Here is a 25,802-nt window from a genome sequence, read left to right on the forward strand (position 1 = left end):
CTTATAGGATTCGATTTATTTTTCCAGTTCCCTTCACGTTAGACAAAACAAGAACGAATTCGGCAAAGAAAGTGGGAGTTTTACATAATATGTAATGTGTTTGTCGATACAGGTTTATTAAGCTTCATACAATTCAAGAGGAAGACCGTCAGGATCTTGGAAGAAGGTGAACTTTTTATCTGTGATAGGATCAATTCGAATTTCCTCTACCTCAATGCCTTTTTTCGTTAATTCCTGAACGGATTCTGTAATATCAGCTACCTCAAAAGCTAGATGCCGCAATCCTGCTGCTTCAGGCTGTGTTGGGCGGGCAGGAGGGTTCGGGAACGAAAAGAGCTCAATCTGATAAAGATCATTGACCATTAAATCAAGCTTATACGATTGACGCTCCTCTCGATATACTTCAGAAAGCACCTTAAGTCCAAGGGCTTCTGTATAAAATTTTTTAGACGTTTCATAGTTTGTACAAATAATAGCGACATGGTGGATTTTATTAATTTTCATATGTAGAATCCCTTTCTTTCGTTAATAATGGAGTTTTTTTCTTACAACCTATTATAAGACTCTTTATAAAAGATTGTTGTTTTTCTTTGGAACAAAAACTAAGTAGGTTGATTGGAGCGGAAGGTGCGAGACTCCTGTGGGAGTTGAGGGACAGGTGAGACCCCGCAGACGCTTGCGTCGAGGAGGCTCAGCGCCCTCCCCACGGAAAGCGAGCAACCTGGAGCTGCAATCAACCATGCACAGTACTTATTACTTTAGCAACAATGTTTGCAAAAACAGTCTTTACTTTTTATTTGAGATTTAAAAATTTTTCTTATAAATCCATTATAAGGTATTTTGGCTCAATTTGCTTTTGACGCTTGCTGTGACCTATACTATAATTATAACGTTATGCATGAAAATTGAGGTGAACATGTATGTTAGATCGTTTACAATCGGTAGAAGACCGTTATGAAAAGTTAAATCAGCTTTTAATGGATCCAGATATCATTAACGATTCAAAAAAGCTGCGTGAATATTCAAAAGAACAATCAGATTTACAAGAAACTGTGGAAGCTTACCGTGAATATAAAGAAGTCCGTGAGCAAATTTCAGATACAAAATCACTGCTTGAAGAGAAGCTGGATCCTGAAATGCGTGAAATGGCAAAGGAAGAGCTTTCCGAGTTAGAAGAACGTGAAGAAGAACTGACAGCTCGTCTTAAGCTTTTACTTGTCCCGAAAGACCCTAATGATGATAAAAACGTTATTATGGAGATCCGTGGAGCAGCGGGTGGAGATGAGGCTGCTTTGTTTGCTTCTGACTTATACCGTATGTACAGCCGTTTTGCAGAGATGCAAGGATGGAAAACAGAAGTAATGGAAGCAAATGCAACAGGAACTGGCGGATATAAAGAGATTATCTTTATGATTAACGGAAAAGGTGCTTATTCAAAATTAAAATTTGAAAATGGTGCTCATCGTGTTCAACGTGTTCCTGAAACAGAATCAGGCGGACGTATCCATACATCTACAGCTACAGTAGCTGTTTTACCTGAAGCAGAAGAAGTTGAGGTAGAAATTCACGAAAAGGATATTCGTGTTGATACATTTGCTTCAAGCGGTCCAGGAGGACAAAGTGTTAATACGACGATGTCAGCTGTTCGTTTAACACACTTGCCTACTGGTACAGTTGTTTCATGTCAGGATGAAAAATCCCAAATCAAAAACAAAGAAAAAGCGATGAAGGTTCTGCGTGCGCGTGTGTATGATAAATTTCAGCAAGAAGCACAAGCTGAATATGATCAAAACCGTAAGCTAGCCGTTGGGACAGGTGACCGTTCAGAGCGTATTAGAACATATAACTTCCCGCAAAACCGTGTAACAGATCACAGAATCGGTTTAACGATCCAAAAGCTTGATCAAATTTTAGAAGGTAAGCTTGATGAAGTAGTGGATGCACTAATTGTTGAGGACCAATCAAGCCGCCTTCAAGCAGCGGAAGAATAAAATCAAATGAAATTTGTATATGAAGCCCTCAACTGGGCTTCTTCTTTTTTAAAGGAAGCTGGAAGAGATGAAAATGCCGGAGAATTGTTGCTGCGTCATCATCTACAGATGGAGCGGGCAACATTGCTGTCTCATTTGAGAATGGTCCTCTCAGATGAGCAAATCGAAGCATTTACATTAGATGTGAAAAAGCATGCAAAAGGCCAGCCTGTCCAATATTTGATCGGATACGAAGAGTTTTATGGAAGATGTTTTAAGGTGAATAAAGAAGTACTGATACCGAGACCGGAAACAGAGGAGCTTGTGGAAGGAATATTGCAAAGAACATCAGTACATTTTCCAGGCACTGAAGCATTACGTGTAGTCGATGTTGGAACAGGAAGCGGAGCGATTGCAATTACATTAGCGCTAGAAAATCCTAGATTTCATGTTTCGGCTGTTGATATTGCTGAAGAATCGATCAAAGTCGCAAAAGAGAATGCTAAGATCTTAGGGGCAAAAGTTCAGTGGCTCCATGGTGATCTCCTTGCACCTGTCACACAGAAAATCGATATCTTAGTGTCAAATCCTCCATATATTCCAGACTGGGAAATTGAAACCCTATCACCTGTTGTCAAAGACCATGAACCTATGCGAGCACTAGCAGGCGGAGAAGACGGCTTAGATTTCTACCGAAGACTTATTAATGATATGCAAAGCTTACTAAGCGACCGAGCACTCATCGCTTTTGAAATCGGTGCAGGCCAAGGAAAAGATGTGAAAAACCTCCTTGAACACGCACTACCAGAAGCAGAAGTAGAAGTTGTTTATGATATTAATGGTAAAGATCGGATGGTTTTTGCTACAGTATAAGAGCGGGGGACTCCCTGCTCTTATTATTTTGTTAGGCTATACTTTAATAATCGGTGTTTTTAAATAGTCTTTAGTCAAATCTCTTCTAAAAGATTGTTGTTTTTTATAAAATGATTGAACAAAAACTGATTACGTTGATTGGAGTGGAAAGAGCGGAAAGGTGCGAGACTCGGTGAAGACCCCACATTCGCTTGCGCCGAGGAGGCTCATCGCCAGCCCTGCGGAAAGCAAGCAACCTGGAGCTCCAATCAACCAACCCTATACTAATTAATAAGAGAATTTCTTTAAAAACTATCAAACTATTTTTAAAAAATATAGTTTAAGAATCTCTCACGCTGTCCATACTGTCTACCAAGGGAGCGTGAGAGAAATGAAAAAACAAAATCAATTAGTACTTATTTATATATTTATCCTATTCATAGGAGCAATCACTAGTGTTTATAAGGAGCCAGTCACAGCAAGCTCGCAGGAACCGGTTGTCATACCAGATGAAGCCATCCGCTTACGAATTCTAGCAAACAGTGATTCTGATGAAGACCAAGCACTAAAACGAATAGTACGTGACGAGGTTAATAAAGAAATCACAAAATGGGTAGAGGAATTAACATCAGTTGAAGCAGCTGAAGAACTGATTCAATCAAGACTTCCAGAAATTGAAGCGATCGTAGAAGATGTGCTAGAACAAGAAAATATCCAGCAATCATATACGGTTGAATTTGGTCATAATGTTCGCTTTCCAACAAAGCTATATGGCAGCTATATATATCCTGCTGGTGAATATGAAGCTATCTTAATCAGTCTAGGCGAGGCAAAAGGTGCCAACTGGTGGTGTGTCCTATTTCCGCCGCTATGCTTCTTAGATTTTTCAAACGGTGAAGCTGTTCAAGCTGAAGAAACAGAACAAACAAATGATCAAGAAAAAACAAATGAAAAACTAACATCTCTTGTGGTAGATGAAGAGGAAGAAAAAGAAGAAGTAGAAGTGAGGTTTTTCTTAGTTGAATGGTTTGAAGGATTGTTTTCTTAAAAAAGGTGAGGGGGATCCCTCGCCTTTTTGCATTTTCTTGAGAATGTCATTAAGTCAAAATTTGTCGAAATAGGACAAATCGTAAATAAATCTAGATAATCGCAAATAAGCTAGACAAATCGCAATTAAATCTGGATATTCGCAAATAAAACCAGAAAATCGCAAATAAAGGGCCTGAACCAATCCCATTTAACTAATTCTAATAAGATTTTTTAAAAAGATACGAGAATAAATCTAGCGTTCATTTCATAGAGTTGAAATAGGAAAAACAAAATGAGGTGAATGTATGTTTTATCAATTAAAAATAGCAGAGGAAAAAGATGTTGAAAGATTAACATTGTTCGTTGAGAAGGCTGGTATCAGTTCAGAAGGAATTGCTAATTTAATAGATTATTTCGTCATCATGGAAAATGGAGAAAATGAGGTTGTTGCCTGTATAGGTGTAGAGCCTGTGGAGAATAGCGGTTTGTTACGTTCACTTGTCGTGTCGGACAAGCTTAAGCAGGCCCATATTGTCACGCTCTTTCAAAGCATTCAAACTCTAGCTGAAAAACGAGGAATAACGGATTTATTTTTAGTCACTAACAAAGAAGCATCCGTACAATTTTTATCGTTAATGGGCTTTCATGAACTAAAGTCAGACTTAGTTCCTTCTGAACTACTGTCCATTGCTCACATGAAGGATTCACTTGAAGATCCAAATGCGAAGGTTATGGTGAAATCGTCATAAAATTCACATATCCACATAGTTATACACAATAATAACAGCCTTATCCACAATTTGTGGATAAGGCTTGTTTTCTTTAGTATCTTCTTTTATACTTTCAAGAGTTAATCATCTAGAAATGTAGTTGAATTGAACGGAATATAAGGAGTTTTGAAGGTATGAAAACAATACTATGGACTGTGAATGATCTTAATAACTTATCCACTAGTTATCCACATATTACACAGGCTGCAAATAAATTAAGAGAAAATGAAGTTGTTGCCTTTCCTACTGAAACCGTATATGGATTGGGAGCAAATGCTTTTTCAGATGAGGCTGTAAGTAAAATCTTTGAAGCAAAGGGGCGTCCAAGTGATAATCCGCTCATTGTCCACATTGCTTCAAAAGAACAACTATATGATTTTATAGAAGAAATACCAGAATACGCATTACCGTTAATAAAAGAATTTTGGCCAGGCCCATTAACATTAGTATTGCGCAAAAAGGGTGAACAATTATCAGACTTAGTGACAGCAGGTCTTGATACTGTTGCCGTTCGGATGCCTGATCATCCGATCGCGCTTGCACTTTTAAAAGAAGCGGATGTACCCGTGGCGGCACCAAGTGCAAACCGGTCTGGAAAACCAAGTCCAACACAGGCTTCTCATGTGTATGATGATCTCCAAGGCCGCATTAGCGGCATTATTGATGGAGGTTCAACAGGAGTTGGTGTTGAATCGACGGTCATAGATTGTACAGCAAGTATTCCAACCATTCTCCGTCCAGGTGGGGTAACAAAGGAACAGATGGAGGCGGTTGTTGGTGAGATTCGTGTTGATCAAGCGTTAGTTGAAGAGGGGCATGCACCAAAATCTCCAGGAATGAAATACACCCATTATGCCCCAAATGCTCCTGTCATTGTTGTAGATGGAAGTCACACCTTTTTGCAACAATTGATTGACAAGTATGAAAAAGAAGGAAAAAAGGTTGGAGTATTAACAACAGCCGAAGCAAAAAATGATTTCAGAGCATCGAAAGTACTAGCATGTGGAAGCCGGGCGAATCTTCAAACGGTTGCTGCTCAGTTATATGATGTATTGAGACAGTTTGATCAAGAGGATGTTGATCTTATTTTAAGTGAGAGTTTCCCGCAGGTTGATGTTGGAGCAGCCATCATGAACAGGCTGTTAAAGGCTGCAGGTAATAAGGTGATTACTGAGGAATAGCTAAGGATATCCAACCATTGTTCTATTCGGACTCGGACACGCATAAAGTAAATTAGGCGTGTCCGAGGAGGGGGAAAATGAGTATTGAATCAATGGTTGGAGAACTAGTAACATTACTAATTATGGCACTAGCTCTAGGAATGGACGCATTTTCAGTCGGCCTTGGAATGGGCCTAATTAGGTTAAGATTAAGACAGATTTTTTACATAGGCATCACAATAGGTGTTTTTCATATTTGGATGCCATTAGTTGGGATGTTAATAGGAAGGTTACTAAGTGACACCTTTGGGACAATAGCGACATTATTAGGTGGAACACTGCTCATTTTATTAGGTATTCAGATGGTGTTTGCATCATTTAAAAAAGATGAAGAACCATTTATTACACCTGTCGGCTTTGGCCTAGTTGTGTTTGCGCTGAGTGTTAGCTTAGATAGTTTTTCCGTAGGATTAAGCTTAGGGATTTATGGAGCGAAAACCTTTCTAACAGTTGCGATTTTTGGGCTTGTTAGTATGGTGCTAACATGGCTTGGCCTTTTGGTGGGTAAGCGTGTTCAAAATTGGTTAGGTGCGTATAGTGAAGCTCTAGGTGGCAGTATTTTATTGGCATTCGGAGTTAAGCTTCTATTGCCATTTTAAATTTAAATCGTTTTTTGCGAAGGGACTGTTTGGGGGCAGTCTCTTCGTTAATTTTAAAGTGGAAAAGGAGATAAGAAAATGATCGACATACTTTCTGTACATATGACTGCTCTTAAGCAACAGCGTACTGTTAGAGTATATTTGCCGAAGAATTATCATCTTAAAGATAAACGGTTCCCTGTTTTATACATGCATGATGGACAAAATGTTTTTTCTGATCGTGAAGCCATAGGTGGCGTCTCGTTAGGGCTTGAATCGTTTTTAGATAAACATGAAATTGAATTAATTGTTGTAGCAATCGATCAAAACCCAAATGAGCGTATGAATGAGTACTGTCCATGGGAAATAGGAGAATACAGCTTCAAGCATTTTGGAGCCGCTCCACTGCCTGGTGGAAAAGGAAAGGATTATGTGGATTTTCTTGTTCATGAGCTAAAACCGCAGATTGACCAAACATATAAGACGATACCGAAAGACACGGCAATTGCAGGAATTTCATTAGGTGGTCTGATCTCTACCTATGCTGCAGTAAGTTTTCCACAAGTTTTCAACAAAGTTGCTGCTTTCTCCTCAGCCTTTTTTCGAAACCAGGAAGAGCTTGAAAAGTTGATTAAAGAGTCAGATTTAACGGGATTAGAAGGCTTTTACTTAGATTGTGGAGACTGTGAAGCAAAGGAAGAAAAGATGAATAATCATTTCATGGAATCGAATGAAAGAATCTATCATCTTTTAGGTGAAAAAATACAGAATGTGAGATGTGTCATCATTAAGGATGGAGAACATCACTATGATCACTTTAAGGAAAGAGTTCCTGAGATAATAAAGAGTTTCTTATAAATGTAAATAGTATGAAGAAAATGTAAAATTAATGTAAATGAATACTATGAGGATTTAACTACTCCTGTGCTAACGTAAAAGGGATTTCCCTGTAAAAATGTGTAAATGATTCGACTCAATCCGCGAAACGCATAATCTTCCAAGAAAATTTTGGTGATTTTTTAGTTCTTTTGTCGCTTTTTCTGCCATTTACAATTTTTATACATCTGCTTAAAGGTTATTTAAAACTAGCAATTTATAATTCTTCTAGAAGAGCTGGTGAAGGAGGAAAAGCAGATGTTTAATAAGAAATTTAAGAAGAAGCTGTTACCATTGGCTGTTATGACTTCGGTTGCTTTCGGTAGCTTAGGAGGTACGTTCTCTACTGCAGAGGCAAAAGAAGTGAAATCAAATAATGCAGAAATCAAAAATGTCATCTTTTTAATTGGGGACGGAATGGGTGTTTCATACACATCAGCTTATCGTTACTTGCAGGATAGTAATGATTCCAAATTTGCGGACCGCACAGAGCTGGATAAATATTTAGTTGGTCAACAGATGACATATCCAGAGGATCCGGAACAAAATGTAACAGATTCGGCTTCAGCTGCAACAGCGATGTCAGCTGGAATCAAAACATATAACAATGCAATTGCTGTTGATAATGATGGTTCTGATGTTAAAACAGTATTAGAAGCAGCAAAGGAGCAAGGAAAAGCAACAGGACTTGTTGCGACTTCAGAAATTACTCACGCAACACCCGCATCATTTGGTGCTCACGACCATAGCCGTCAAAACATGAATGCTATTGCTAATGATTATTATGATGATTTAATAAATGGAGATCATAAAATTGATGTTCTTTTAGGCGGGGGAACAGATTTATTTGTTCGCCAGGACCGTAATTTAGTAGAGGAATTTCAAAAAGATGGCTTTAGCTATGTAACAAACAAGGACGAGCTAGTTAAAGATGAGAATGAACAGGTACTTGGTTTGTTTGCGCCAAGAGGATTGCCGAAAATGCTTGACCGTACAGAAGATATTCCATCGTTAGAGGATATGACAACGTCTGCGATTGAACGCTTAAATAAAGACAAAGATGGCTTTTTCTTAATGATCGAAGGAAGCCAAATCGATTGGGCTGGCCATGATAATGACATCGTATCAGCGATGAGTGAAATGGAAGACTTTGAAAAAGCTTTTGCTGCTGCGATTGAATTTGCGAAAAAGGACAAGCATACATTAGTCGTAGCAACAGCAGACCATTCAACAGGCGGATATTCAATCGGAGCAAATGGAATCTACAACTGGTTCGGTGAGCCGATAAAAGCTGCGAAGCGTACACCTGACTTTATGGCAGAGGAAATTGCCAATGGAGCAGATGTTGAGGAAACGTTAAAGAAATATATTGACTTGGATTTGACAGCAGAAGAAATTCAATCTGTGAAAAATGCAGGAAAAAAGGCAACGGATATTGATAACGCGATTGAAAAGATCTTTGATAATCGCTCCCACACTGGATGGACTACAGGTGGTCATACAGGGGAAGACGTTCCAGTATATGCATTTGGACCTTCTGCAGAGCGTTTTGCAGGACAAATTGATAACACAGATAACGCGAAAATCATTTTCGAGATTTTAGGAAAAAATGACGTTGTGATTGAAGATCATTAAGCAGTTACTAGATTAATAGCTGACAAAAGAAGGTTGACACATCTTGATTCGTCAACCTTCTTTTAATGATTGGGTCAGGGGGATCGTAATGATGAAGAATTTCGTTCTTATTTTAATAATAGGTATTTTATTAGCAGGATGTAGCAGTCATGCAACAAATGGAGAAGAAGCAAAGAAAATAGACACGAGTTATGCAGAAAATTATGCGTCAAATCCTCAGGTGACAGATGACCGTACTCTTTTAAAAGCCGGTGATACTGTGACAGATGAAAAGGGAGAAGCAACAGTAAAAGAACTTGCCTTTCCTGATGAAACATATGAAATGGGTTCAGTAAAGCTTCATATTAAAGATGTGAAACGAATCCATTTAAAGCCGGATTATAGTTTAATCGATTATTTTCACATGCTCACACATGAGGAAGAATTTGATTTTGTTAAATTATTTGTGGAAATCGAAAATACTTCAAATGAGCAATTAAACTATGCACCAATTGCTATGATAGAAACAAGCACTGGTGAAACAATTGATTGGGAAAAGGATATTTATCTGGAAGACTTAAACGGTGTAATAGAAGGAAACGAAACGAAGAGCGGTAACCTCGGATTTATCTTGGATTCTACTGAAGATTTGGAATGGATCGAGATCACAACAAGTGATGTGTATGATAAGGATCAAAATAAAATCAAAGACGCTGAAAAAATAAAAATCGAGTTATAAAGGACCCGGATGTAGGGTCCTTTATCTTTTTACAGTATGATCAAAAGAACTGCGCACGGTGCTTGGGTTTAAATGATCTCCTATTAAAATAATCAATGGTTTTTCTGCAGCTGGGTCATCCAATTTTTCTAAATGGACTTTTTTTGATGCAAATTGAAAAGAATAGAGATGATCGTCATCTTCAAATTGAACATATCCTTTTCCGCGGATAATCTCCTTTGGTAATCCTTTTAACCAGGCAGTAAATGCCTTCCTATTCATGATAGGTAAATCCTCTATTTTTATGGCTTTGATTGAGAGATGATGGGTTGAATGGTGAGCATCAGAATGGTTATTTGGGAATAGTTCCGTCGTTTGAATTCTAGTTTGTAATAACTCTTCCAACGAAACTTCCCCATATGTAGATAAAATTATCTTTGCTTGATCACTCGCCATATCTATAATCTTGGCTGTTACTTTTTCCAACTTTTTAGAGGATACAAGATCGGTTTTATTGACAATGATTAAAGAGGCGTGTGAAATTTGTTCCCTAAGTAATTGGCGGACCTCCTTCGAGCTAGAAAAGATACTTTGATACTCTAGAAACTGACTCGCATCTACAAGGCTAATTAAAGATTTAAGATGAAAACGATTAATATATTCAGGGCTTGACAGGGCATCGATAATTTCCTGTGGATTCGCTACACCGGTTCCCTCAATAAGAAGCACATCAACAGAGTTTTCGATAAACTGATCAAGTGTTGATTTTAAGTCATCTTGGATGGAGCAACAAATACAGCCATTCAGTAATTCATAGGTTTGTTCGTCTTTAAAGAGGTGTTGCTCAACATTTGTGTCCCCAATCTCATTAAGGATGATTCCGATCTCCAACCCCTTATTTTTGAATCCTGTTACCATTCTTTTTAGAACCGTTGTTTTTCCGCTTCCTAGAAACCCGCTTAATAGATATACTTCCTTTGGCTTGTTCATCTGCATCCCTCGCTTTAAATAAGAAACATTACGATTTAACATCTATCATCATATGTGATTCACGTCTTTTCATCAACCCTAAAACATAAATGTTCACAAAGCTTTATTCATTCTTCATTCCTTAAGACTACTTTCCGACAGTATTTTTGATTATAATAGAAAAAAGGAGTGTTTATATATGACAAACGTACTATTTGTTTGTACGGGAAATACATGTAGAAGTCCTATGGCAGAAGCACTATTAAAGCATGTGAAAAGCTCTGATGATATTCATGTAAAGTCAGCAGGAGTATTTGCGCTCGATGGTCATCAGGCCTCGCAAAACACTGTTGAAGCCTTAAGGGAAAAGGGAATCTCGTGTGACCATCAGTCCTCAAGTTTAACTGCTGAGCTGGCGGATTGGGCAACGATTATTTTGACAATGACAAATCAGCATAAGCAATCTGTCATCGATTTGTACCCGCATGTAGGTCGAAAAACCTATACACTTTCGGAATATGTGTCAGATCAAGAGGAATCACCTCGAGATATATCAGATCCATTTGGCGGGCCGCTGCCTATGTACCGACAAACATTAACTGACCTGGAAGAACTAATAGAAAAGCTTGTGGTAAAGCTAGAGAAATGATCGAACCCTTTGGAGGAGAAGCCGTCATGGAAGAAAAAAGTACAAGTTTAGTTTGCGCATGAAGCTTGTTGTTTTAGTAACTATACTTGCGGTGATTACGTATTCAACAAGTGCGATTTTTATTTCTTTTATAGGGGAATATGTTGACCATTTAGTATCACCTGCACTTTTTACTCTTATAACATTGCTAATGGGGATTTTTTGGTCTGGTGTATTAGCATATTTTGGAGCAGGATTTATAACAAGAGCTCTAAAAAGGCTTGAAATTGCTGCATATAAGGCAGCGAAAGGCGACATTGAGGAAGATGTTCCTGTTACAAAAAGTGATGATGAAATTAGAGGGTTAAGCATTGCTTTTAATGAAATGCTACATAATATGCGCAATATGGTGCACAGTATCGAGGTTAATTTTCAAACAACAAATGATCAGGTTAGTCAGATTGCTTCTGCATCAAGCAGCGCATCAAAGCAGGCAGATGAAATTTTACTCACCGTTCAAGAAATCTCACGCGGGGCAGATCAGTCCGCTGTAGCTATTCAAGAAACGGCAACATCTGTTGAGGATATCATTGAGTTTGCTTCACAGGTTGAAGAGAAAGCTGCTTCATCTGAACAATTATCGAAACAGATGGTCACATCCTTAAACGAAAGCAAAGAGGTATATGAGGCTTTAATCGAAGGAATTCAAACATTAGCCAAAGATAATGAAAAATCCATGACAGCTGTACGCCGCTTAGAGCAGCATGCTGCAGAGGTTTCAAGCATAGTGTCTCTGGTTGGAGACATTGCAAACCAAACAAATCTCCTTGCGCTGAATGCATCGATTGAAGCAGCCCGGGCAGGGGAGCATGGTAAGGGCTTTGCTGTTGTTGCGAATGAAGTCCGTAAGCTTGCAGATGAGAGCGCAAAGGCGGTACAGGGCATTACTGGTCTTATCCAGAATATACAACAAGAAGTTCAAAACGTTGTGAATCAAATAGCAGATCAAGTAGAAACGGCAAAAAATCAAGCGAAAAACGGACAAGTATCAGCAGAATTACTTGATCAATCAAGTCAATCGATTTTCAACGTAGCGGAAGCTGTCAATCAAATTAGTGAGCTCATTCGTCAGCAAATGAACTCGCTTCAAAGAACGGGTGCACAATCAGAAGAGGTAGCAGCTATTGCAGAGGAAACATCTGCTGGTGCACAAGAAGTCGCCTCAGCGATCACAGAGCAATCAGAGCATATCCAAAACATGAATCAATTAGGACAAAAACTAGCTGAAAGTTCAGAAGAATTGCGTAAAACAATTGATCGATTTGTTATTTAAGCGATAGAATAAAGGGAACAAGAATATTGAACCTTTAGGAGGGTATTATGAAAGTAGCGATCGCATCAGACCACGGTGGAATAAATATAAGAAGAGAAATCATAGAACTATTAGAAGAGCTGAATATTGAGTACGTTGATATGGGCTGTGAATGTGAAACATCTGTCGATTATCCGGACTATGCGTTACCTGTTGCAGAAAGGGTAGCAAATGGTGAATTTGATAGAGGAATTTTAATTTGCGGAACTGGTATTGGCATGAGTATCGCTGCCAACAAAGTAAAGGGCATTCGCTGCGCATTAGTTCATGATACCTTTAGCGCACAAGCGACACGCGAGCACAATGATTCAAATATTTTAGCAATGGGTGAACGTGTCATCGGACCTGGACTTGCCAGAGACATCGCGAAAATTTGGTTAACGACAGAATATCAAGGCGGCCGTCACGCAACACGTGTTGGAAAAATCTCAGAGTATGAAAATGAACATAACTAAAAGGAAGTTAAAATTATGACAAAACTTCAACAATGGATGCAGGATCTATCTGACTTTTTAACAGATCTTATATCTCAAGCTGATCTTCAAAAAGGGGACATTCTCGTAGTTGGCTGCAGTACAAGCGAGGTCATTGGCGAAAAAATCGGCACAGCCGGAACGGAAGAAGTTGCTGAAATGATTTTCAAGACTTTGGATCAATTTCGAAAGCAAACTGGGGTCGAGTTGGCTTTTCAATGCTGTGAACATTTAAATCGCGCGCTTGTCGTTGAAACAAAAGTTGCCAAAACAAAAGGGTTTGAAGAAGTAACCGTCATTCCAGTAAGAAAAGCAGGCGGCGCCATGGCTACCTATGCCTATCAGCATATGGAAAATCCAACTGTTGTGGAATTTATTAAAGCGGATGCAGGCATTGACATTGGTGACACTTTTATAGGAATGCACTTAAAACATGTGGCTGTTCCATTAAGAAGTAAAATAAAGCAAATCGGCTCTGCCCATGTGACTATGGCCAAAACCCGTCCAAAATTAATTGGCGGGGCAAGAGCGGTTTATGAACATACTGAAGAGAATCAATCGTGTCGGTAAGAGTCAACTTGGGTTGGCTCTTTTTTGTAGTGAGTGATAGTGATGGATGGCGTAAATTGTTGAATTTTGTCTAATCGTTGATAAATCCTATTAATCGTTGATAAATCGCAAGAATCGAAGATAAATTCTCAGAATCGAAGATAAAACAAAAAATCTACATAAATGCAGTCTCATGTATTAACTTTTGCATAAGAAAATTCTAAGTTGGAATATTATTTTTGCACATACTAATCAAAGGTCTCAAAATATTCTATCTTTATAGTTGACATTGTAAGAAAAAGTAACGACAATAGGTTGTATATATTTAAAAGGAACAACATACCAAAACGAATATTGAACACAAGAAACCATTATATTATTCGGTTTTTAACAGGTGAACGACACAAAATGTTAAAAAACCCATAATTATTTCAGAAAATCTTTTACATTCTAACTATTTAGCGTGTAAAATATAGATGGAATAAAACGAAGATGAAATGTGTTTAATATGAAGGGAGATACGAACGAATGAAACATTTACCAGAACAAGATGCAAAAGTATTTGAAGCCATTCAGTTAGAACGTACTCGTCAAGAAACAAAAATTGAGCTAATTGCTTCAGAAAACTTTGTTAGTGAAGCTGTAATGGAAGCTCAAGGATCTGTTTTAACAAACAAATATGCAGAAGGTTATCCAGGTCGTCGCTACTATGGCGGCTGTGAGCATGTTGACGTTGTAGAAGATATTGCAAGAGATCGTGCAAAAGAAATCTTCGGAGCAGAGTATGTAAACGTTCAGCCGCACTCAGGTGCACAAGCAAATATGGGAGTGTATTTCACTATCCTTGAGCATGGCGATACAGTTCTTGGAATGAATCTATCTCATGGTGGTCACTTAACACATGGTAGCCCAGTTAACTTCAGCGGTGTGCAATATAACTTCGTAGAATACGGTGTAGACGAAGAAACTCATCGTATTAATTATGAGGATGTATTAGAAAAAGCTAGACTTCACAAGCCAAAGTTAATTGTTGCAGGCGCTAGTGCATATCCAAGAGCGATCGACTTCAAAAAATTCCGTGAAATTGCAGATGAAGTAGGAGCTTATTTCATGGTAGATATGGCTCACATCGCGGGTCTAGTTGCTGCAGGACTACACGAGAACCCAGTTCCATATGCTGACTTCGTGACAACAACAACACATAAAACACTTCGCGGACCACGTGGCGGTATGATTCTTTGTAAAGAAGAATTCGGTAAGAAAATCGATAAATCGATCTTCCCTGGTATTCAAGGTGGACCACTTATGCACGTAATCGCTGCTAAAGCTGTAGCATTCGGTGAAGCTCTTGATGATAGCTTCAAAACATATGCGCAAAACATCATTGATAATGCAAAGCGCTTAGCTGATAAGCTTCAATCTGAAGGCTTAACACTTGTTTCTGGCGGAACAGACAACCACTTATTATTAGTAGATGTTCGTTCTCTTCAGTTAACTGGTAAAGTAGCTGAACACGTATTAGATGAGATCGGTATTACGGTAAACAAAAATACGATTCCATTTGAAACAGAAAGCCCGTTTGTAACAAGCGGAATCCGTATTGGTACAGCAGCTGTAACTAGTCGTGGCTTCGGTTTAGAAGAAATGGACGAAATCGGAAGCATCATTGCATTCGCTCTTAAAAACCATGAGGACGAAGCAAAGCTAGCAGAAGCTAAGCAACGTGTTGAAGACTTAACTAGCAAATTCCCTTTATATAGAAATTTATAAAAACAAGAAGGTCAGATCTATCTAAATGATAGGTCTGATCTTTTTTCGCTCTTTTTTAATATAATGTTGTTTTTGATTACTTATTTGTAAAAAACATATAGGTTGAAATCAACCATTCTTACACTTCTTATAAAAGCAACAAAGTTTGAGAAAACAGCCTTTTTTTATTAATACCTAACCATGAACTTGAAACTATGTTTGTTTTTCTGTAAAATCTATTGAAGTGTCAAAGAAAAGGAGATGATTTGATGGGGAAAGTGTACGTGTTTGATCATCCATTAATTCAGCATAAACTTACATATATTCGTGATGCCAAAACAGGAACAAAAGAATTTCGTGAACTTGTTGATGAAGTAGCAAGTTTAATGGCATTTGAAATCACAAGAGATTTACCATTAACAGAGGTAGACGTGGAAACACCAGTCACAACTGCAAAATCAAAAGTTCTTTCAGGGAAAAAACTAGGGATCATCCCGATTCTTCGTGCAGGACTTGGAATGGTAGATGGGATTTTAAAATTAATTCCAGCTGCTAAAGTTGGACATGTTGGTTTATACCGTGATCCAGAAACATTACAACCGGTTGAATACTACGTAAAGCTACCTTCTGATATAGAAGAGCGTGAGTTAATTGTAGTGGATCCAATGCTAGCAACAGGTGGTTCAGCAGTAGAGGCAATTAATAGCTTGAAAAAGCGCGGAGCAAAAAATATTAAATTCATGTGCTTAATTGCCGCTCCAGAAGGTGTGGAAGTAGTGAAAGAAGCACATCCGGATGTAGATATTTACATTGCTGCACTTGATGAAAAATTAAATGATCATGGATATATCGTCCCTGGATTAGGCGACGCTGGTGACAGATTGTACGGAACAAAATAATGATGAACAGAGGATGGCTCATATTGGGCTATCCTCTTTTTTATATGGTATTACATGTTTTTAATAAGAAGGAACAAACTAGAAATGGAGGTGGATTTTGATGGGAATAAAAAAACGAGTGTGGATCCTTCTTTTTTTGACTTTCTTTTTATGTCAAACAGTTCAAGGCGTAGCTTTTCCAAATCGACCGCCACTTCCTGAAGTGGATAAGGACCAAATCCAGAAAATGATGGTGATTGTAAGAGAAGAAGAGTTTGACAAGATGAATGAATCCTTATCCAAACATCCAAATGTTGCAATTCGCCAAACCTATCAACATGTGTTTTATGGTTTTTCAATAGAAGGTCCAGTGAGAGAACTGAATAAAATAAAAGAACATCAGGCTGTTATCCATTGGAGCCCGATCGTTTCATATGCTTCACAAATTGATGAGAGTGTTCCATTTATTGGAGGAGAAGAGGTTCGGGGATTGTTTGATTCAGGGGATCACCGCTTAACAGGCAAAGGGGTAAAGGTTGCGGTTATTGATACAGGCATCGATTATGAGCATCCGGATTTACGGAGAAATTATGCTGGCGGATATGATGTTATTGACGGAGATCAAGATCCGCTGGAAACTACAGATGTAAGAGGAGAAGGAACGATCCATGGTACACATGTAGCGGGCATTATTGCAGCAAACGGAAAGCTTAGAGGGATTGCTCCGGAGGCTGATATTTATGCATACCGTGCATTAGGTCCTGGTGGTATGGGTACTTCAGATCAAGTAATTGCAGCGATTGATCAAGCCATAAAGGATAATGTGGATATTATTAATTTATCATTAGGAAATAATGTGAATGGCCCGGATTGGCCAACAAGCCTGGCACTTGACCGAGCTGTTGAATCAAGCATTGTGGCTGTCACCTCAAGCGGGAATTCCGGCCCGGATTTATGGACGGTTGGTTCTCCGGGAACATCGTCAAAGGCGATTTCAGTAGGAGCATCCTCTCCACCTATTCATCTGCCATACTTATCTATATCAGGACTGAAAAATCCAATTCCTATCCATCCTTTGCAGGGAGCGAAACCATGGGATTTAAAAAGCTTAGATGAAATGGTGTATGCTGGGTTGGGACGTGAGGATGACTTCAAAGAATCAATAAAAGGGAAGATTGCCCTTATTGAAAGAGGAAAAATTCCATTCACAGAAAAAGTGTTAAACGCAAAAAAACGTGGGGCAAAAGCCGTCATTATCTTTAATAATGTAAAAGGGAATTTTGCGGGATCACTTGAGGTTCCGCTAGATATTTCGGTTGCTTCAATTTCAAAGAAAGATGGACTTGCGATAAAAAAATTACTGAATCATAAACCGGTAATTAGGACGATCTATGAAAAAGAGGAAGATGAGCTGGCGGATTTTAGTTCAAGAGGACCTGTCACAACGACATGGGCCATAAAACCGGATATCGTTGCACCGGGAGTGGCAATTGATAGCACCATTCCAGATGGTTATTTATCTTTGCACGGAACTAGTATGGCGGCACCTCATGTTGCAGGGGCTTGCGCATTAATTAAGCAAGCACACCCAAATTGGTCACCTGAACAAATAAAAGCTGCACTTATGAACACTGCTGTAAAGTTACAAGATGATAAAGGCAGAAAATTGGCTCCGAATGAACAGGGGGCTGGGAGAATAAATGTAAAACAAGCGATTGAGGCTGAGGTGCTTATTTATCCAGGATCATTAACGTTTGGACAATTTGATACAAATCATCCTAGAACCAAAAAAACTAAAAAAGTAATCATCGATAATCAATCAAATGTGAAGAAAACAATCACATTTCAAACACCAAAAAACAAACCCGGCATTGAATGGGTGCTTCCTAAAAAACTCATCATCAATCCAGGAGAAAAGAAACAGGTTGAGGTGGGTGTTGATATCACACCGAGCCAAATGAATCAGGGGATACACGAAGGGTGGATCACAATCCATTTGGACGAAAAGGTGACAGAGCTTCCATATGCATATGTGATTGATGAACCTAATTATCCGAGAATTATGGGCTTTGAGCTTTCTTACGGAGATAAACCTGATACGTTTAAATATCAAATGTATTTACCAGGTGGAGCAGATGAAGCTGGTATTGCTTTATATGATCCGGATTCATTAACATTTATTGGTTATTTAGATTGGCTGCGTGAAGCGCCAAGAGGGTTGATTGAGGGGGAAATAAAAGCAGAGGATCTAAAAGTCCCTTTGGGGAGTTACAAAGCGATTGTTTTTGCGAATAAAAATGGTAAAGAAAATTATTTGGAAACAGATATTTTACTAAGTGAATAATTAATTCGCTTTAGTAAGTCAAGGGTTGGTAAGCGTTTAAATGTGAACGATTTGTGAGGATTTGAATTGATTGTGAACATTTTAACTTTAAACGGATTGACATCACATATACGCTATTGTATGCTATACGAGGGTATAATGATAAGGTTTACAATATCGTTCAAATCCCATGTTTCACCCCCTAATTCCGTTATAAATCTATAGATTGAGGATTTATAAAATGCGACAAAAAAAACGCCATCCACTTCATGCGATGGGCCTCATGTCAGCTATCCTTTCCCAACTAGTTGGCTCTATATTAATAGGTATATTTGCTGGGAAATGGATTGACAGTTATTTAGAAACAGAGCCGCTGTTTTTAATCATAGGCCTTCTGCTAGGACTAGCTGCTGGAGTTTACGCCATGCTGAAATTAGTCCACCACTATTTCTCAGGAGAATAATAATTTCATGTCTGATATGCAACTGATGTTTCAAAGATATCGCAAGTACATATTTTATCTGCTAGCCCTTTACGTTTTAGGATGGGGATTTACGAAGTATCAGTCAGTATTTCTTGGATTGCTTCTTGGGACATGCATTACATTGTATAACCTGTGGATCATGGTGAGAAAGCACAAACAGTTTGGACGCGCATTAGATGAAGGGCGGAAAACAGGCTCATTAGGAACAACGTCTAGAATGGCAGCGGCAGGTGTTGCTGTATTTTTCGCGCTAAAGTTTCCTGAGTATTTTGATTTAATTAGTGTCATTATTGGATTAATGACGATGTATGTCGTTATTATGATAGATTATGTTATTCAACATTCACGCGCTTAGCTGGGAAGAGAGGTGAATCTATTGGGTCACGAAGCTCCTGTGGTAAAGTTTTTAGGTCTTACTTTTAATTTATCAAATGTATTAATGATTACGATTGCTAGTTTGATCGTTTTTCTAATCGCATTTGCAGCAACACGCAAATTAGCGATGAAACCGACAGGTATGCAGAATTTCATCGAATGGGTTGTTGATTTTGTTAAAAACATTATCGGCAGTACAATGGATTGGCAAACAGGCGGACGTTTCTTAACGTTAGGAATCACGCTTTTAATGTATGTGTTTGTATCAAACATGCTGGGGTTACCATTCGCCATTGTTGTAGGTCATGATTTATGGTGGAAATCTCCAACTGCAGATCCTGCCATTACATTAACTCTTGCAATTCTAGTAGTAGCGTTAACACACTACTATGGAATTAAGATGAAAGGTGTATCTGAATATGGTAAGGACTTTTTAAGACCGATGCCATTTATGTTTCCGCTTAAGATAATTGAAGAATTTGCGAACACACTAACGCTTGGTCTTCGTCTTTACGGGAATATTTTTGCAGGTGAAATTTTATTAGGATTGCTTGTTACTCTAGGAACAAGCGGATACGCTGAAGGTTTTGGAAGTGGAATTCTCGGTTCCATTATCGCAGCACTTCCAATGTTAGCATGGCAAGGATTTAGTATCTTTGTTGGTGCAATCCAGGCATTTATCTTCACTATGTTAACGATGGTGTATATGGCACACAAAGTGAGCCATGACCATTAATCAATATATGTTCAGTTCACTTGAACTAAAACTAAAGTAATACTATTTTTCATACATTTAAAGGAGGAAATTTAACAATGGGTTTATTAGCAGCTGCAATTGCAATTGGTTTAGCGGCACTAGGTGCTGGTATTGGTAACGGTCTTATCGTATCTCGTACAGTAGAGGGTATCGCGCGTCAACCTGAAGCGCAAGGTAAATTACAAACTACAATGTTCATCGGGGTAGCATTAGTTGAGGCGATTCCGATCATCGCTGTAGTTATCGCATTCATCGTAATGGGATCATAATTCGATAATAAACATGTTTTCATATGGCGAAGATCATTCAAAGCGAACCTTCGCCATTGCTTTATGTGCAAATAAGGAAAACTATTTTTCAAAAACACTGGTTTATCTTTAAAATATTGTGCAAAGTGAAAGGGTTTCGAGGAACGAATAGTTCGAGAAAGCCGAAAACTATCAACCCATCATGGAACTCTTGAAGGGAGTGAAACCGAGCTATGTTAACTTTTGATCTTGCAGTAGGTGCAGCTACAGGCGGCCTTAACACAGGTGATATCGTATTCCAGCTTTTAATGTTCTTAATCCTTCTTGCATTGCTAGGTAAGTATGCATTAGGACCAGTTATGAACATTATGAAGCAACGTGAAGAGCATATTGCAAATGAAATTAATAGTTCTGAAGAAAGAAATAAAGAAGCACAAAAGCTAGTAGACGAGCAGCGTGAGTTATTAAAACAAGCGCGTCAAGAAGCACAAGCTCTTGTGGAAAATGCGAAAAAGCTTGGTGAGCAACAGAAAGAAGAAATCATCCAAGCAGCTCGTTCTGAAGCTGGCCGTTTGAAAGATTCAGCATTAAAAGAAATCGAGCAAGAAAAAGATCAGGCTGTGGCAGCATTACGCGAACAGGTTGCATCATTATCTGTATTAATTGCTTCTAAAGTAATCGAAAAAGAGTTGAATGAACAAGAGCAAGAGAAATTGATCAATGACTACATCAATGAGGTAGGCGAGGGTCGATGAGCAAAGGTATTGTTGCAAAACGTTATGCAGTAGCTCTTTTTCAACTTGCAAAGGAACAAAATGTAATCGATCAAATCGAAAACGAATTGCTCGTTGTAAAGGAAGTTTTTACAACGAATCAAGAACTTATAAATGTATTTAACCATCCAAAAGTTACAAATGAAGCGAAAAAGTCCATTGTAAAGGAAGCATTCTCAAGCCTGTCACAGCAGGTTGTGAATACATTATACCTTTTAGTTGACCGTCATCGTGTTGATGTTGTAACAGAAATTGTTGATTACTTTGTACAAAGTGCAAATGAAGCTCGTGGAACAGAGGATGCAATTGTTTATTCAGTTCGCCCGCTGACAGATAGTGAATTATCTGCTATTTCAGCTTCTTTCGCGAAAAAGATCGGCAAAGCGTCATTACGTTTACAAAACGTTGTAGACTCTTCGCTAATCGGCGGCGTAAAGCTTCGTATTGGTAATCGTATTTATGATGGTAGTATTAGCGGTAAGCTTGAACGTATAGAGCGACAATTGGTCGCAAACAGATCGTAGATAGGGGTGAAACTCATGAGCATCAAAGCTGAAGAAATTAGTGCGCTTATAAAAAAGCAAATTGAAAACTATCAGTCTGATATAAAAGTAAGCGATGTTGGTACTGTTATCCAAGTTGGGGATGGTATCGCTCGTGCTCATGGCCTCGACAATGTCATGGCTGGTGAGCTTGTAGAATTCTCAAACGGCGTTATGGGTATGGCTCAGAACCTTGAGGAAAATAACGTTGGTATTATTATTTTAGGACCTTACACAGATATCCGTGAAGGTGACGAAGTTCGTCGTACAGGACGTATCATGGAGGTTCCTGTAGGTGAAGCATTGATCGGTCGCGTTGTTAACTCATTAGGACAACCTGTTGATGGATTAGGTCCAATCGAAGCAACTAAGACTAGACCAATCGAAAGTCCAGCACCAGGGGTTATGGACCGTAAATCTGTTCATGAACCACTTCAAACTGGTATTAAAGCGATTGACGCGCTTGTTCCGATCGGCCGTGGTCAACGTGAGTTAATCATCGGGGACCGTCAAACAGGTAAAACATCTGTAGCAATCGATACAATCTTGAACCAAAAAGATCAAGATATGATTTGTATCTATGTTGCAATTGGTCAAAAAGAATCAACAGTTCGTGGTGTTGTTGAAACATTACGTAAAAATGGTGCATTAGATTACACAATCGTTGTAACAGCTTCTGCATCACAACCAGCTCCAATGTTATTCTTAGCACCTTATGCTGGGGTAACAATGGGTGAAGAGTTCATGTACAATGGCAAGCACGTTCTTGTTGTATACGATGACCTAACTAAGCAAGCTGCGGCATATCGTGAGCTTTCATTACTACTTCGCCGTCCTCCAGGCCGTGAAGCATACCCTGGTGACGTTTTCTACTTACACTCTCGTTTACTCGAGCGTGCAGCTAAATTAAGTGATGCAAAAGGCGCAGGTTCTCTAACTGCATTACCATTCATCGAGACACAAGCAGGTGACGTTTCGGCTTATATCCCAACGAACGTTATCTCGATTACTGATGGACAAATCTTCCTTCAGTCTGACCTCTTCTTCTCTGGTGTACGTCCAGCGATTAACGCAGGTTTATCTGTATCTCGTGTTGGTGGTTCAGCGCAAATTAAAGCGATGAAGAAGGTTGCGGGTACTTTACGTCTAGACCTTGCTTCATACCGTGAACTTGAAGCATTTGCTCAATTCGGTTCTGACCTTGATAAAGCAACACAAGCAAAATTAAACCGTGGTGCTCGTACTGTTGAAGTACTTAAGCAAGGTCTAAACAAACCGCTTAAAGTTGAAAAACAAGTTATGATTCTATATGCATTAACAAAAGGATTCTTAGATGATATCCCAGTAGAAGATATCACTCGTTTTGAAGATGAGTTCCATGCATACACAGAACAAAACAATAAAGACCTTCTAGAAGAAATCCGCACAACTGGCGGACTTCCAAATGAAGATGCGTTAAAAGCAGCGATCGAAGGATTCAAAAAGACTTTTGCTCCTTCTGAACAATAATAGAAATGGTATGGCCTCAAGGGTTACTGAGGTCTACCCTTGTTAGATGATTTTTTAAAAAGGTGGTGAGAACCTTTGGCATCATTACGCGACATAAAATCAAGAATTACTTCTACTAAGAAGACGAGTCAAATCACTAAAGCGATGGAAATGGTTTCGGCTGCGAAGCTTAACCGTGCTGAAAACAATGCAAAAGCATTTGGACCTTATATGGAAAAAATCCAAGAGGTTGTAGCAAGCATCGCAAACGGCAGTACAGACGTTAGCCACCCGATGTTAGAATCCAGACCTGTAAAACGAACTGGATACCTTGTCATTACATCAGATCGTGGATTAGCAGGTGCGTTTAACAGCAGTGTACTTCGTGCTGTACATCAATCAATCCAAAAGCGTCATAAATCTAATGATGAATTTGTGATCATTGCAATTGGTAAAATGGGTCGTGATTTCTTTAAAAAGCGCGGCATGAACGTGATTTCAGAGATTACTGGCCTTGGTGATGAAACATCCTTTGCAAGCATTAAGGATATTGCAAGTGGTGCAGTTAACATGTTTGCAGATGGTTCATACGACGAATTGTATATGTATTACAACCACTTTGTTAGTGCGATTCAACAGGATGTGACCGAGAAGAAGCTTCTTCCGCTTTCTGATATTTCATCAAACAAAGGCTTAACGTCTTATGAGTTTGAACCAAATCAGGAAGAAATCCTTGAAGTGCTGTTACCACAATATGCTGAAAGTCTCATCTACGGAGCCTTACTAGATAGTAAAGCTTCAGAGCATGCAGCTCGTATGACAGCTATGAAAAATGCTACTGATAATGCAAAAGAGCTTATCAATGGACTTACTTTAACATACAACCGTGCACGTCAAGCAGCGATCACACAAGAAATTACAGAGATCGTTGGTGGAGCGGCAGCATTAGAATAGCAAAAAATTACTATTGGAAAAAAGTGACATCGCATTTAGTTTCGATGTCTAGCTCCAGCGCCAAGGCCCTCGAGGTCATAAGCCAATCATGAATTGAAGGTAAAGAACACCTTCTATTTATGATCGTCTTATGCTTTTCGGGCCTGAACGAGGCGCTTGCGCATTTCATTGATAGGAGGGAAAACGATGAATAAAGGACGCATTACTCAAATTTTGGGTCCGGTTGTTGACGTAAAGTTCGAGAGCGGTCAACTGCCTGACATTTATAATGCCCTTACAATTAAAACAGAAGCGAATGAAAATGAAGTCGCTATCGACCTTACTTTAGAAGTTGCCCTACATTTAGGTGATGATACAGTTCGTACGGTTGCGATGTCTACAACTGATGGACTTGTTCGTGGTTTAGAGGTTACAGACACAGGTGCACCAATCTCTGTTCCTGTTGGTGATGTAACTCTTGGTCGTGTATTTAACGTATTAGGTCAAAACATTGACTTAGATCAACCGATTGCAGAAGATGCTCGTCGTGATCCTATTCACAGACCAGCTCCTAAATTTGATCAACTTTCAACTGAAGTTGAAATTCTTGAAACTGGAATTAAAGTAGTAGATTTACTAGCTCCTTATATCAAGGGTGGTAAAATCGGTCTATTCGGTGGTGCCGGTGTAGGTAAAACTGTATTAATCCAGGAATTAATCAATAACATCGCACAAGAGCACGGCGGTATTTCCGTATTCGCTGGTGTTGGAGAGCGTACTCGTGAAGGTAATGACCTTTATCACGAGATGACAGACTCTGGTGTTATTAAGAAAACAGCGATGGTATTCGGTCAAATGAATGAGCCGCCTGGAGCACGTATGCGTGTTGCTCTAACTGGTCTTACAATGGCTGAATTCTTCCGTGATGACCAAGGACAAGACGTTCTTTTCTTCATGGATAACATCTTCCGTTTCACACAAGCAGGTTCAGAAGTTTCTGCCCTTCTTGGACGTATGCCATCTGCCGTTGGTTACCAACCAACTCTTGCTACTGAGATGGGTCAATTACAAGAGCGTATCACATCAACTAACGTAGGTTCTGTTACATCTATTCAAGCGATTTACGTTCCAGCCGATGACTATACAGATCCGGCTCCTGCAACGACTTTTGCTCACTTAGATGCAACAACAAACCTTGAGCGTAAATTATCTGAAATGGGTATTTACCCAGCGGTGGATCCTCTTGCTTCAACTTCACGTGCATTATCACCTGAGATCGTTGGAGAAGAGCACTACACTGTTGCTCGTCAAGTACAACAAACACTACAACGTTATAAAGAGCTTCAAGATATCATTGCGATCCTTGGTATGGATGAGCTTTCTGAAGAAGATAAGTTGACAGTTGCACGTGCTCGCCGTGTTCAATTCTTCTTATCTCAAAACTTCCACGTTGCAGAACAATTTACAGGCCAGCCTGGTTCTTATGTTCCTGTTAAAGAAACTGTTCGTGGATTCAAAGAAATTCTTGAAGGTAAGTATGACCACCTTCCAGAAGATGCGTTCCGCTTAGTAGGACGTATTGAAGAGGTTATTGAAAATGCAAAACAAATGGGTGTAGAAGCCTAATTTCGGGA

At 39.1% G+C, this 25,802-nt stretch carries 27 protein-coding genes; 25 read left to right on the forward strand and 2 right to left on the reverse strand.

The genetic code is table 11. The features are described from left to right. Positions 1-117 precede the first annotated feature (117 nt). Entirely contained in the window at positions 118-504 is a 387-nt protein-coding gene (gene gloA2, locus AC4GZ8_RS17235) for an SMU1112c/YaeR family gloxylase I-like metalloprotein (protein WP_491083129.1), read from the reverse strand. Between the two features lie 416 nt (positions 505-920). Here gloA2 and prfA point away from each other — a divergent pair, with 416 nt between their 5' ends. The 9 genes from prfA to AC4GZ8_RS17280 all read left to right on the forward strand — a co-directional run bounded on the left by prfA (position 921) and on the right by AC4GZ8_RS17280 (position 9,648). Continuing rightward, complete coding sequence (gene prfA / locus AC4GZ8_RS17240) at positions 921-1,991, forward strand: peptide chain release factor 1 (protein WP_491083130.1); 1,071 nt, start codon at positions 921-923, stop codon at positions 1,989-1,991. 6 nt (positions 1,992-1,997) lie between these two features. Next, positions 1,998-2,843, forward strand: coding sequence for a peptide chain release factor N(5)-glutamine methyltransferase (gene prmC / locus AC4GZ8_RS17245; RefSeq protein ID WP_491083131.1), 846 nt, complete (start codon positions 1,998-2,000; stop codon positions 2,841-2,843). 370 nt (positions 2,844-3,213) lie between these two features. Beyond that, positions 3,214-3,870 (forward strand): stage II sporulation protein R, encoded by a 657-nt coding sequence (gene spoIIR / locus AC4GZ8_RS17250; protein ID WP_491083132.1) that lies wholly within the window; start codon positions 3,214-3,216, stop codon positions 3,868-3,870. 286 nt (positions 3,871-4,156) lie between these two features. Continuing rightward, positions 4,157-4,600, forward strand: a complete 444-nt coding sequence (locus tag AC4GZ8_RS17255) for a GNAT family N-acetyltransferase (RefSeq protein ID WP_491083133.1) — start codon at positions 4,157-4,159, stop codon at positions 4,598-4,600. Positions 4,601-4,755: 155 nt separating this feature from the next. After that, a complete protein-coding gene (locus tag AC4GZ8_RS17260; RefSeq protein ID WP_491083134.1) occupies positions 4,756-5,802 on the forward strand; it encodes an L-threonylcarbamoyladenylate synthase in 1,047 nt (348 codons plus the stop codon). Positions 5,803-5,879: 77 nt separating this feature from the next. Next, positions 5,880-6,440 carry a manganese efflux pump MntP gene (locus AC4GZ8_RS17265; protein WP_491083135.1) on the forward strand — a complete coding sequence of 187 codons (561 nt, stop codon included), beginning with the start codon at positions 5,880-5,882 and terminating at the stop codon, positions 6,438-6,440. Positions 6,441-6,518: 78 nt separating this feature from the next. After that, entirely contained in the window at positions 6,519-7,277 is a 759-nt protein-coding gene (locus AC4GZ8_RS17270) for an alpha/beta hydrolase (RefSeq protein ID WP_491083136.1), read from the forward strand. A gap of 276 nt (positions 7,278-7,553) precedes the next feature. Beyond that, entirely contained in the window at positions 7,554-8,930 is a 1,377-nt protein-coding gene (locus AC4GZ8_RS17275) for an alkaline phosphatase (protein ID WP_491083137.1), read from the forward strand. Positions 8,931-9,021: 91 nt separating this feature from the next. Next, positions 9,022-9,648: a hypothetical protein gene (locus tag AC4GZ8_RS17280; RefSeq protein ID WP_491083138.1), complete on the forward strand. Its 627-nt coding sequence runs from the start codon at positions 9,022-9,024 to the stop codon at positions 9,646-9,648. Positions 9,649-9,669: 21 nt separating this feature from the next. Here AC4GZ8_RS17280 and AC4GZ8_RS17285 read toward each other — a convergent pair whose 3' ends face one another. Next, positions 9,670-10,617, reverse strand: a complete 948-nt coding sequence (locus tag AC4GZ8_RS17285) for a CobW family GTP-binding protein (protein WP_491083139.1) — start codon at positions 10,615-10,617, stop codon at positions 9,670-9,672. Positions 10,618-10,795: 178 nt separating this feature from the next. Here AC4GZ8_RS17285 and AC4GZ8_RS17290 point away from each other — a divergent pair, with 178 nt between their 5' ends. The 16 genes from AC4GZ8_RS17290 to atpD all read left to right on the forward strand — a co-directional run bounded on the left by AC4GZ8_RS17290 (position 10,796) and on the right by atpD (position 25,794). Then, entirely contained in the window at positions 10,796-11,245 is a 450-nt protein-coding gene (locus AC4GZ8_RS17290) for a low molecular weight protein arginine phosphatase (protein WP_491083140.1), read from the forward strand. A gap of 58 nt (positions 11,246-11,303) precedes the next feature. Beyond that, positions 11,304-12,557 (forward strand): methyl-accepting chemotaxis protein, encoded by a 1,254-nt coding sequence (locus AC4GZ8_RS17295; protein WP_491083141.1) that lies wholly within the window; start codon positions 11,304-11,306, stop codon positions 12,555-12,557. A gap of 47 nt (positions 12,558-12,604) precedes the next feature. Continuing rightward, complete coding sequence (gene rpiB / locus AC4GZ8_RS17300) at positions 12,605-13,051, forward strand: ribose 5-phosphate isomerase B (RefSeq protein WP_491083142.1); 447 nt, start codon at positions 12,605-12,607, stop codon at positions 13,049-13,051. Positions 13,052-13,066: 15 nt separating this feature from the next. Beyond that, positions 13,067-13,639: a TIGR01440 family protein gene (locus tag AC4GZ8_RS17305; protein ID WP_491083143.1), complete on the forward strand. Its 573-nt coding sequence runs from the start codon at positions 13,067-13,069 to the stop codon at positions 13,637-13,639. Positions 13,640-14,146: 507 nt separating this feature from the next. Continuing rightward, positions 14,147-15,388 (forward strand): serine hydroxymethyltransferase, encoded by a 1,242-nt coding sequence (gene glyA, locus AC4GZ8_RS17310; protein WP_491083144.1) that lies wholly within the window; start codon positions 14,147-14,149, stop codon positions 15,386-15,388. Positions 15,389-15,636: 248 nt separating this feature from the next. Further along, positions 15,637-16,266 carry a uracil phosphoribosyltransferase gene (upp, locus tag AC4GZ8_RS17315; protein ID WP_491083145.1) on the forward strand — a complete coding sequence of 210 codons (630 nt, stop codon included), beginning with the start codon at positions 15,637-15,639 and terminating at the stop codon, positions 16,264-16,266. Between the two features lie 100 nt (positions 16,267-16,366). Beyond that, the gene (locus AC4GZ8_RS17320; protein ID WP_491083146.1) at positions 16,367-18,589 is read left to right on the forward strand and encodes a S8 family serine peptidase; all 2,223 of its coding nucleotides are present in this window, start codon (positions 16,367-16,369) and stop codon (positions 18,587-18,589) included. 220 nt (positions 18,590-18,809) lie between these two features. Further along, the gene (locus tag AC4GZ8_RS17325) at positions 18,810-19,031 is read left to right on the forward strand and encodes an AtpZ/AtpI family protein (RefSeq protein ID WP_491083147.1); all 222 of its coding nucleotides are present in this window, start codon (positions 18,810-18,812) and stop codon (positions 19,029-19,031) included. A gap of 7 nt (positions 19,032-19,038) precedes the next feature. Further along, positions 19,039-19,407, forward strand: coding sequence for an ATP synthase subunit I (locus tag AC4GZ8_RS17330; protein WP_491083148.1), 369 nt, complete (start codon positions 19,039-19,041; stop codon positions 19,405-19,407). Positions 19,408-19,428: 21 nt separating this feature from the next. Next, positions 19,429-20,163, forward strand: a complete 735-nt coding sequence (gene atpB / locus AC4GZ8_RS17335) for a F0F1 ATP synthase subunit A (RefSeq protein ID WP_491083149.1) — start codon at positions 19,429-19,431, stop codon at positions 20,161-20,163. Between the two features lie 77 nt (positions 20,164-20,240). Further along, on the forward strand, positions 20,241-20,453 hold the full coding sequence (gene atpE, locus AC4GZ8_RS17340) for a F0F1 ATP synthase subunit C (protein WP_026563110.1): 213 nt from the start codon (positions 20,241-20,243) through the stop codon (positions 20,451-20,453). A gap of 212 nt (positions 20,454-20,665) precedes the next feature. Beyond that, complete coding sequence (gene atpF, locus AC4GZ8_RS17345; RefSeq protein WP_491083150.1) at positions 20,666-21,187, forward strand: F0F1 ATP synthase subunit B; 522 nt, start codon at positions 20,666-20,668, stop codon at positions 21,185-21,187. Beyond that, positions 21,184-21,729, forward strand: coding sequence for a F0F1 ATP synthase subunit delta (locus tag AC4GZ8_RS17350; protein WP_491083151.1), 546 nt, complete (start codon positions 21,184-21,186; stop codon positions 21,727-21,729). The genes atpF and AC4GZ8_RS17350 overlap by 4 nt, the downstream gene beginning before the upstream one ends. A gap of 15 nt (positions 21,730-21,744) precedes the next feature. After that, positions 21,745-23,256 carry a F0F1 ATP synthase subunit alpha gene (atpA, locus tag AC4GZ8_RS17355; RefSeq protein ID WP_491083152.1) on the forward strand — a complete coding sequence of 504 codons (1,512 nt, stop codon included), beginning with the start codon at positions 21,745-21,747 and terminating at the stop codon, positions 23,254-23,256. A 75-nt stretch (positions 23,257-23,331) separates the two neighbouring features. Beyond that, positions 23,332-24,189: a F0F1 ATP synthase subunit gamma gene (locus tag AC4GZ8_RS17360; RefSeq protein WP_491083153.1), complete on the forward strand. Its 858-nt coding sequence runs from the start codon at positions 23,332-23,334 to the stop codon at positions 24,187-24,189. Positions 24,190-24,375: 186 nt separating this feature from the next. Continuing rightward, positions 24,376-25,794 (forward strand): F0F1 ATP synthase subunit beta, encoded by a 1,419-nt coding sequence (atpD, locus tag AC4GZ8_RS17365; RefSeq protein ID WP_491083154.1) that lies wholly within the window; start codon positions 24,376-24,378, stop codon positions 25,792-25,794. The last annotated feature ends 8 nt before the right edge of the window (positions 25,795-25,802 follow it).

It is taken from the genome of Metabacillus sp. RB-C-LZQ-3-1, from assembly GCF_058315175.1.

What these genes read in the sequence shown, in the direction of transcription:
- glyA (WP_491083144.1), top strand. Translation starts at nt 14,147, where the DNA reads ATGAAACATTTACCAGAACAAGATGCAAAAGTATTTGAAGCCATTCAG.
- atpD (WP_491083154.1), top strand. Translation starts at nt 24,376, where the DNA reads ATGAATAAAGGACGCATTACTCAAATTTTGGGTCCGGTTGTTGACGTA.
- rpiB (WP_491083142.1), top strand. Translation starts at nt 12,605, where the DNA reads ATGAAAGTAGCGATCGCATCAGACCACGGTGGAATAAATATAAGAAGA.
- AC4GZ8_RS17280 (WP_491083138.1), top strand. Translation starts at nt 9,022, where the DNA reads ATGAAGAATTTCGTTCTTATTTTAATAATAGGTATTTTATTAGCAGGA.
- AC4GZ8_RS17320 (WP_491083146.1), top strand. Translation starts at nt 16,367, where the DNA reads ATGGGAATAAAAAAACGAGTGTGGATCCTTCTTTTTTTGACTTTCTTT.
- AC4GZ8_RS17290 (WP_491083140.1), top strand. Translation starts at nt 10,796, where the DNA reads ATGACAAACGTACTATTTGTTTGTACGGGAAATACATGTAGAAGTCCT.
- AC4GZ8_RS17270 (WP_491083136.1), top strand. Translation starts at nt 6,519, where the DNA reads ATGATCGACATACTTTCTGTACATATGACTGCTCTTAAGCAACAGCGT.
- AC4GZ8_RS17325 (WP_491083147.1), top strand. Translation starts at nt 18,810, where the DNA reads ATGCGACAAAAAAAACGCCATCCACTTCATGCGATGGGCCTCATGTCA.
- AC4GZ8_RS17255 (WP_491083133.1), top strand. Translation starts at nt 4,157, where the DNA reads ATGTTTTATCAATTAAAAATAGCAGAGGAAAAAGATGTTGAAAGATTA.
- atpF (WP_491083150.1), top strand. Translation starts at nt 20,666, where the DNA reads ATGTTAACTTTTGATCTTGCAGTAGGTGCAGCTACAGGCGGCCTTAAC.
- AC4GZ8_RS17265 (WP_491083135.1), top strand. Translation starts at nt 5,880, where the DNA reads ATGAGTATTGAATCAATGGTTGGAGAACTAGTAACATTACTAATTATG.
- atpA (WP_491083152.1), top strand. Translation starts at nt 21,745, where the DNA reads ATGAGCATCAAAGCTGAAGAAATTAGTGCGCTTATAAAAAAGCAAATT.
- AC4GZ8_RS17260 (WP_491083134.1), top strand. Translation starts at nt 4,756, where the DNA reads ATGAAAACAATACTATGGACTGTGAATGATCTTAATAACTTATCCACT.
- atpE (WP_026563110.1), top strand. Translation starts at nt 20,241, where the DNA reads ATGGGTTTATTAGCAGCTGCAATTGCAATTGGTTTAGCGGCACTAGGT.
- AC4GZ8_RS17295 (WP_491083141.1), top strand. Translation starts at nt 11,304, where the DNA reads ATGAAGCTTGTTGTTTTAGTAACTATACTTGCGGTGATTACGTATTCA.
- AC4GZ8_RS17275 (WP_491083137.1), top strand. Translation starts at nt 7,554, where the DNA reads ATGTTTAATAAGAAATTTAAGAAGAAGCTGTTACCATTGGCTGTTATG.
- AC4GZ8_RS17330 (WP_491083148.1), top strand. Translation starts at nt 19,039, where the DNA reads ATGTCTGATATGCAACTGATGTTTCAAAGATATCGCAAGTACATATTT.
- spoIIR (WP_491083132.1), top strand. Translation starts at nt 3,214, where the DNA reads ATGAAAAAACAAAATCAATTAGTACTTATTTATATATTTATCCTATTC.
- upp (WP_491083145.1), top strand. Translation starts at nt 15,637, where the DNA reads ATGGGGAAAGTGTACGTGTTTGATCATCCATTAATTCAGCATAAACTT.
- prmC (WP_491083131.1), top strand. Translation starts at nt 1,998, where the DNA reads ATGAAATTTGTATATGAAGCCCTCAACTGGGCTTCTTCTTTTTTAAAG.
- AC4GZ8_RS17350 (WP_491083151.1), top strand. Translation starts at nt 21,184, where the DNA reads ATGAGCAAAGGTATTGTTGCAAAACGTTATGCAGTAGCTCTTTTTCAA.
- gloA2 (WP_491083129.1), bottom strand. Translation starts at nt 504, where the DNA reads ATGAAAATTAATAAAATCCACCATGTCGCTATTATTTGTACAAACTAT.
- prfA (WP_491083130.1), top strand. Translation starts at nt 921, where the DNA reads ATGTTAGATCGTTTACAATCGGTAGAAGACCGTTATGAAAAGTTAAAT.
- AC4GZ8_RS17285 (WP_491083139.1), bottom strand. Translation starts at nt 10,617, where the DNA reads ATGAACAAGCCAAAGGAAGTATATCTATTAAGCGGGTTTCTAGGAAGC.
- AC4GZ8_RS17305 (WP_491083143.1), top strand. Translation starts at nt 13,067, where the DNA reads ATGACAAAACTTCAACAATGGATGCAGGATCTATCTGACTTTTTAACA.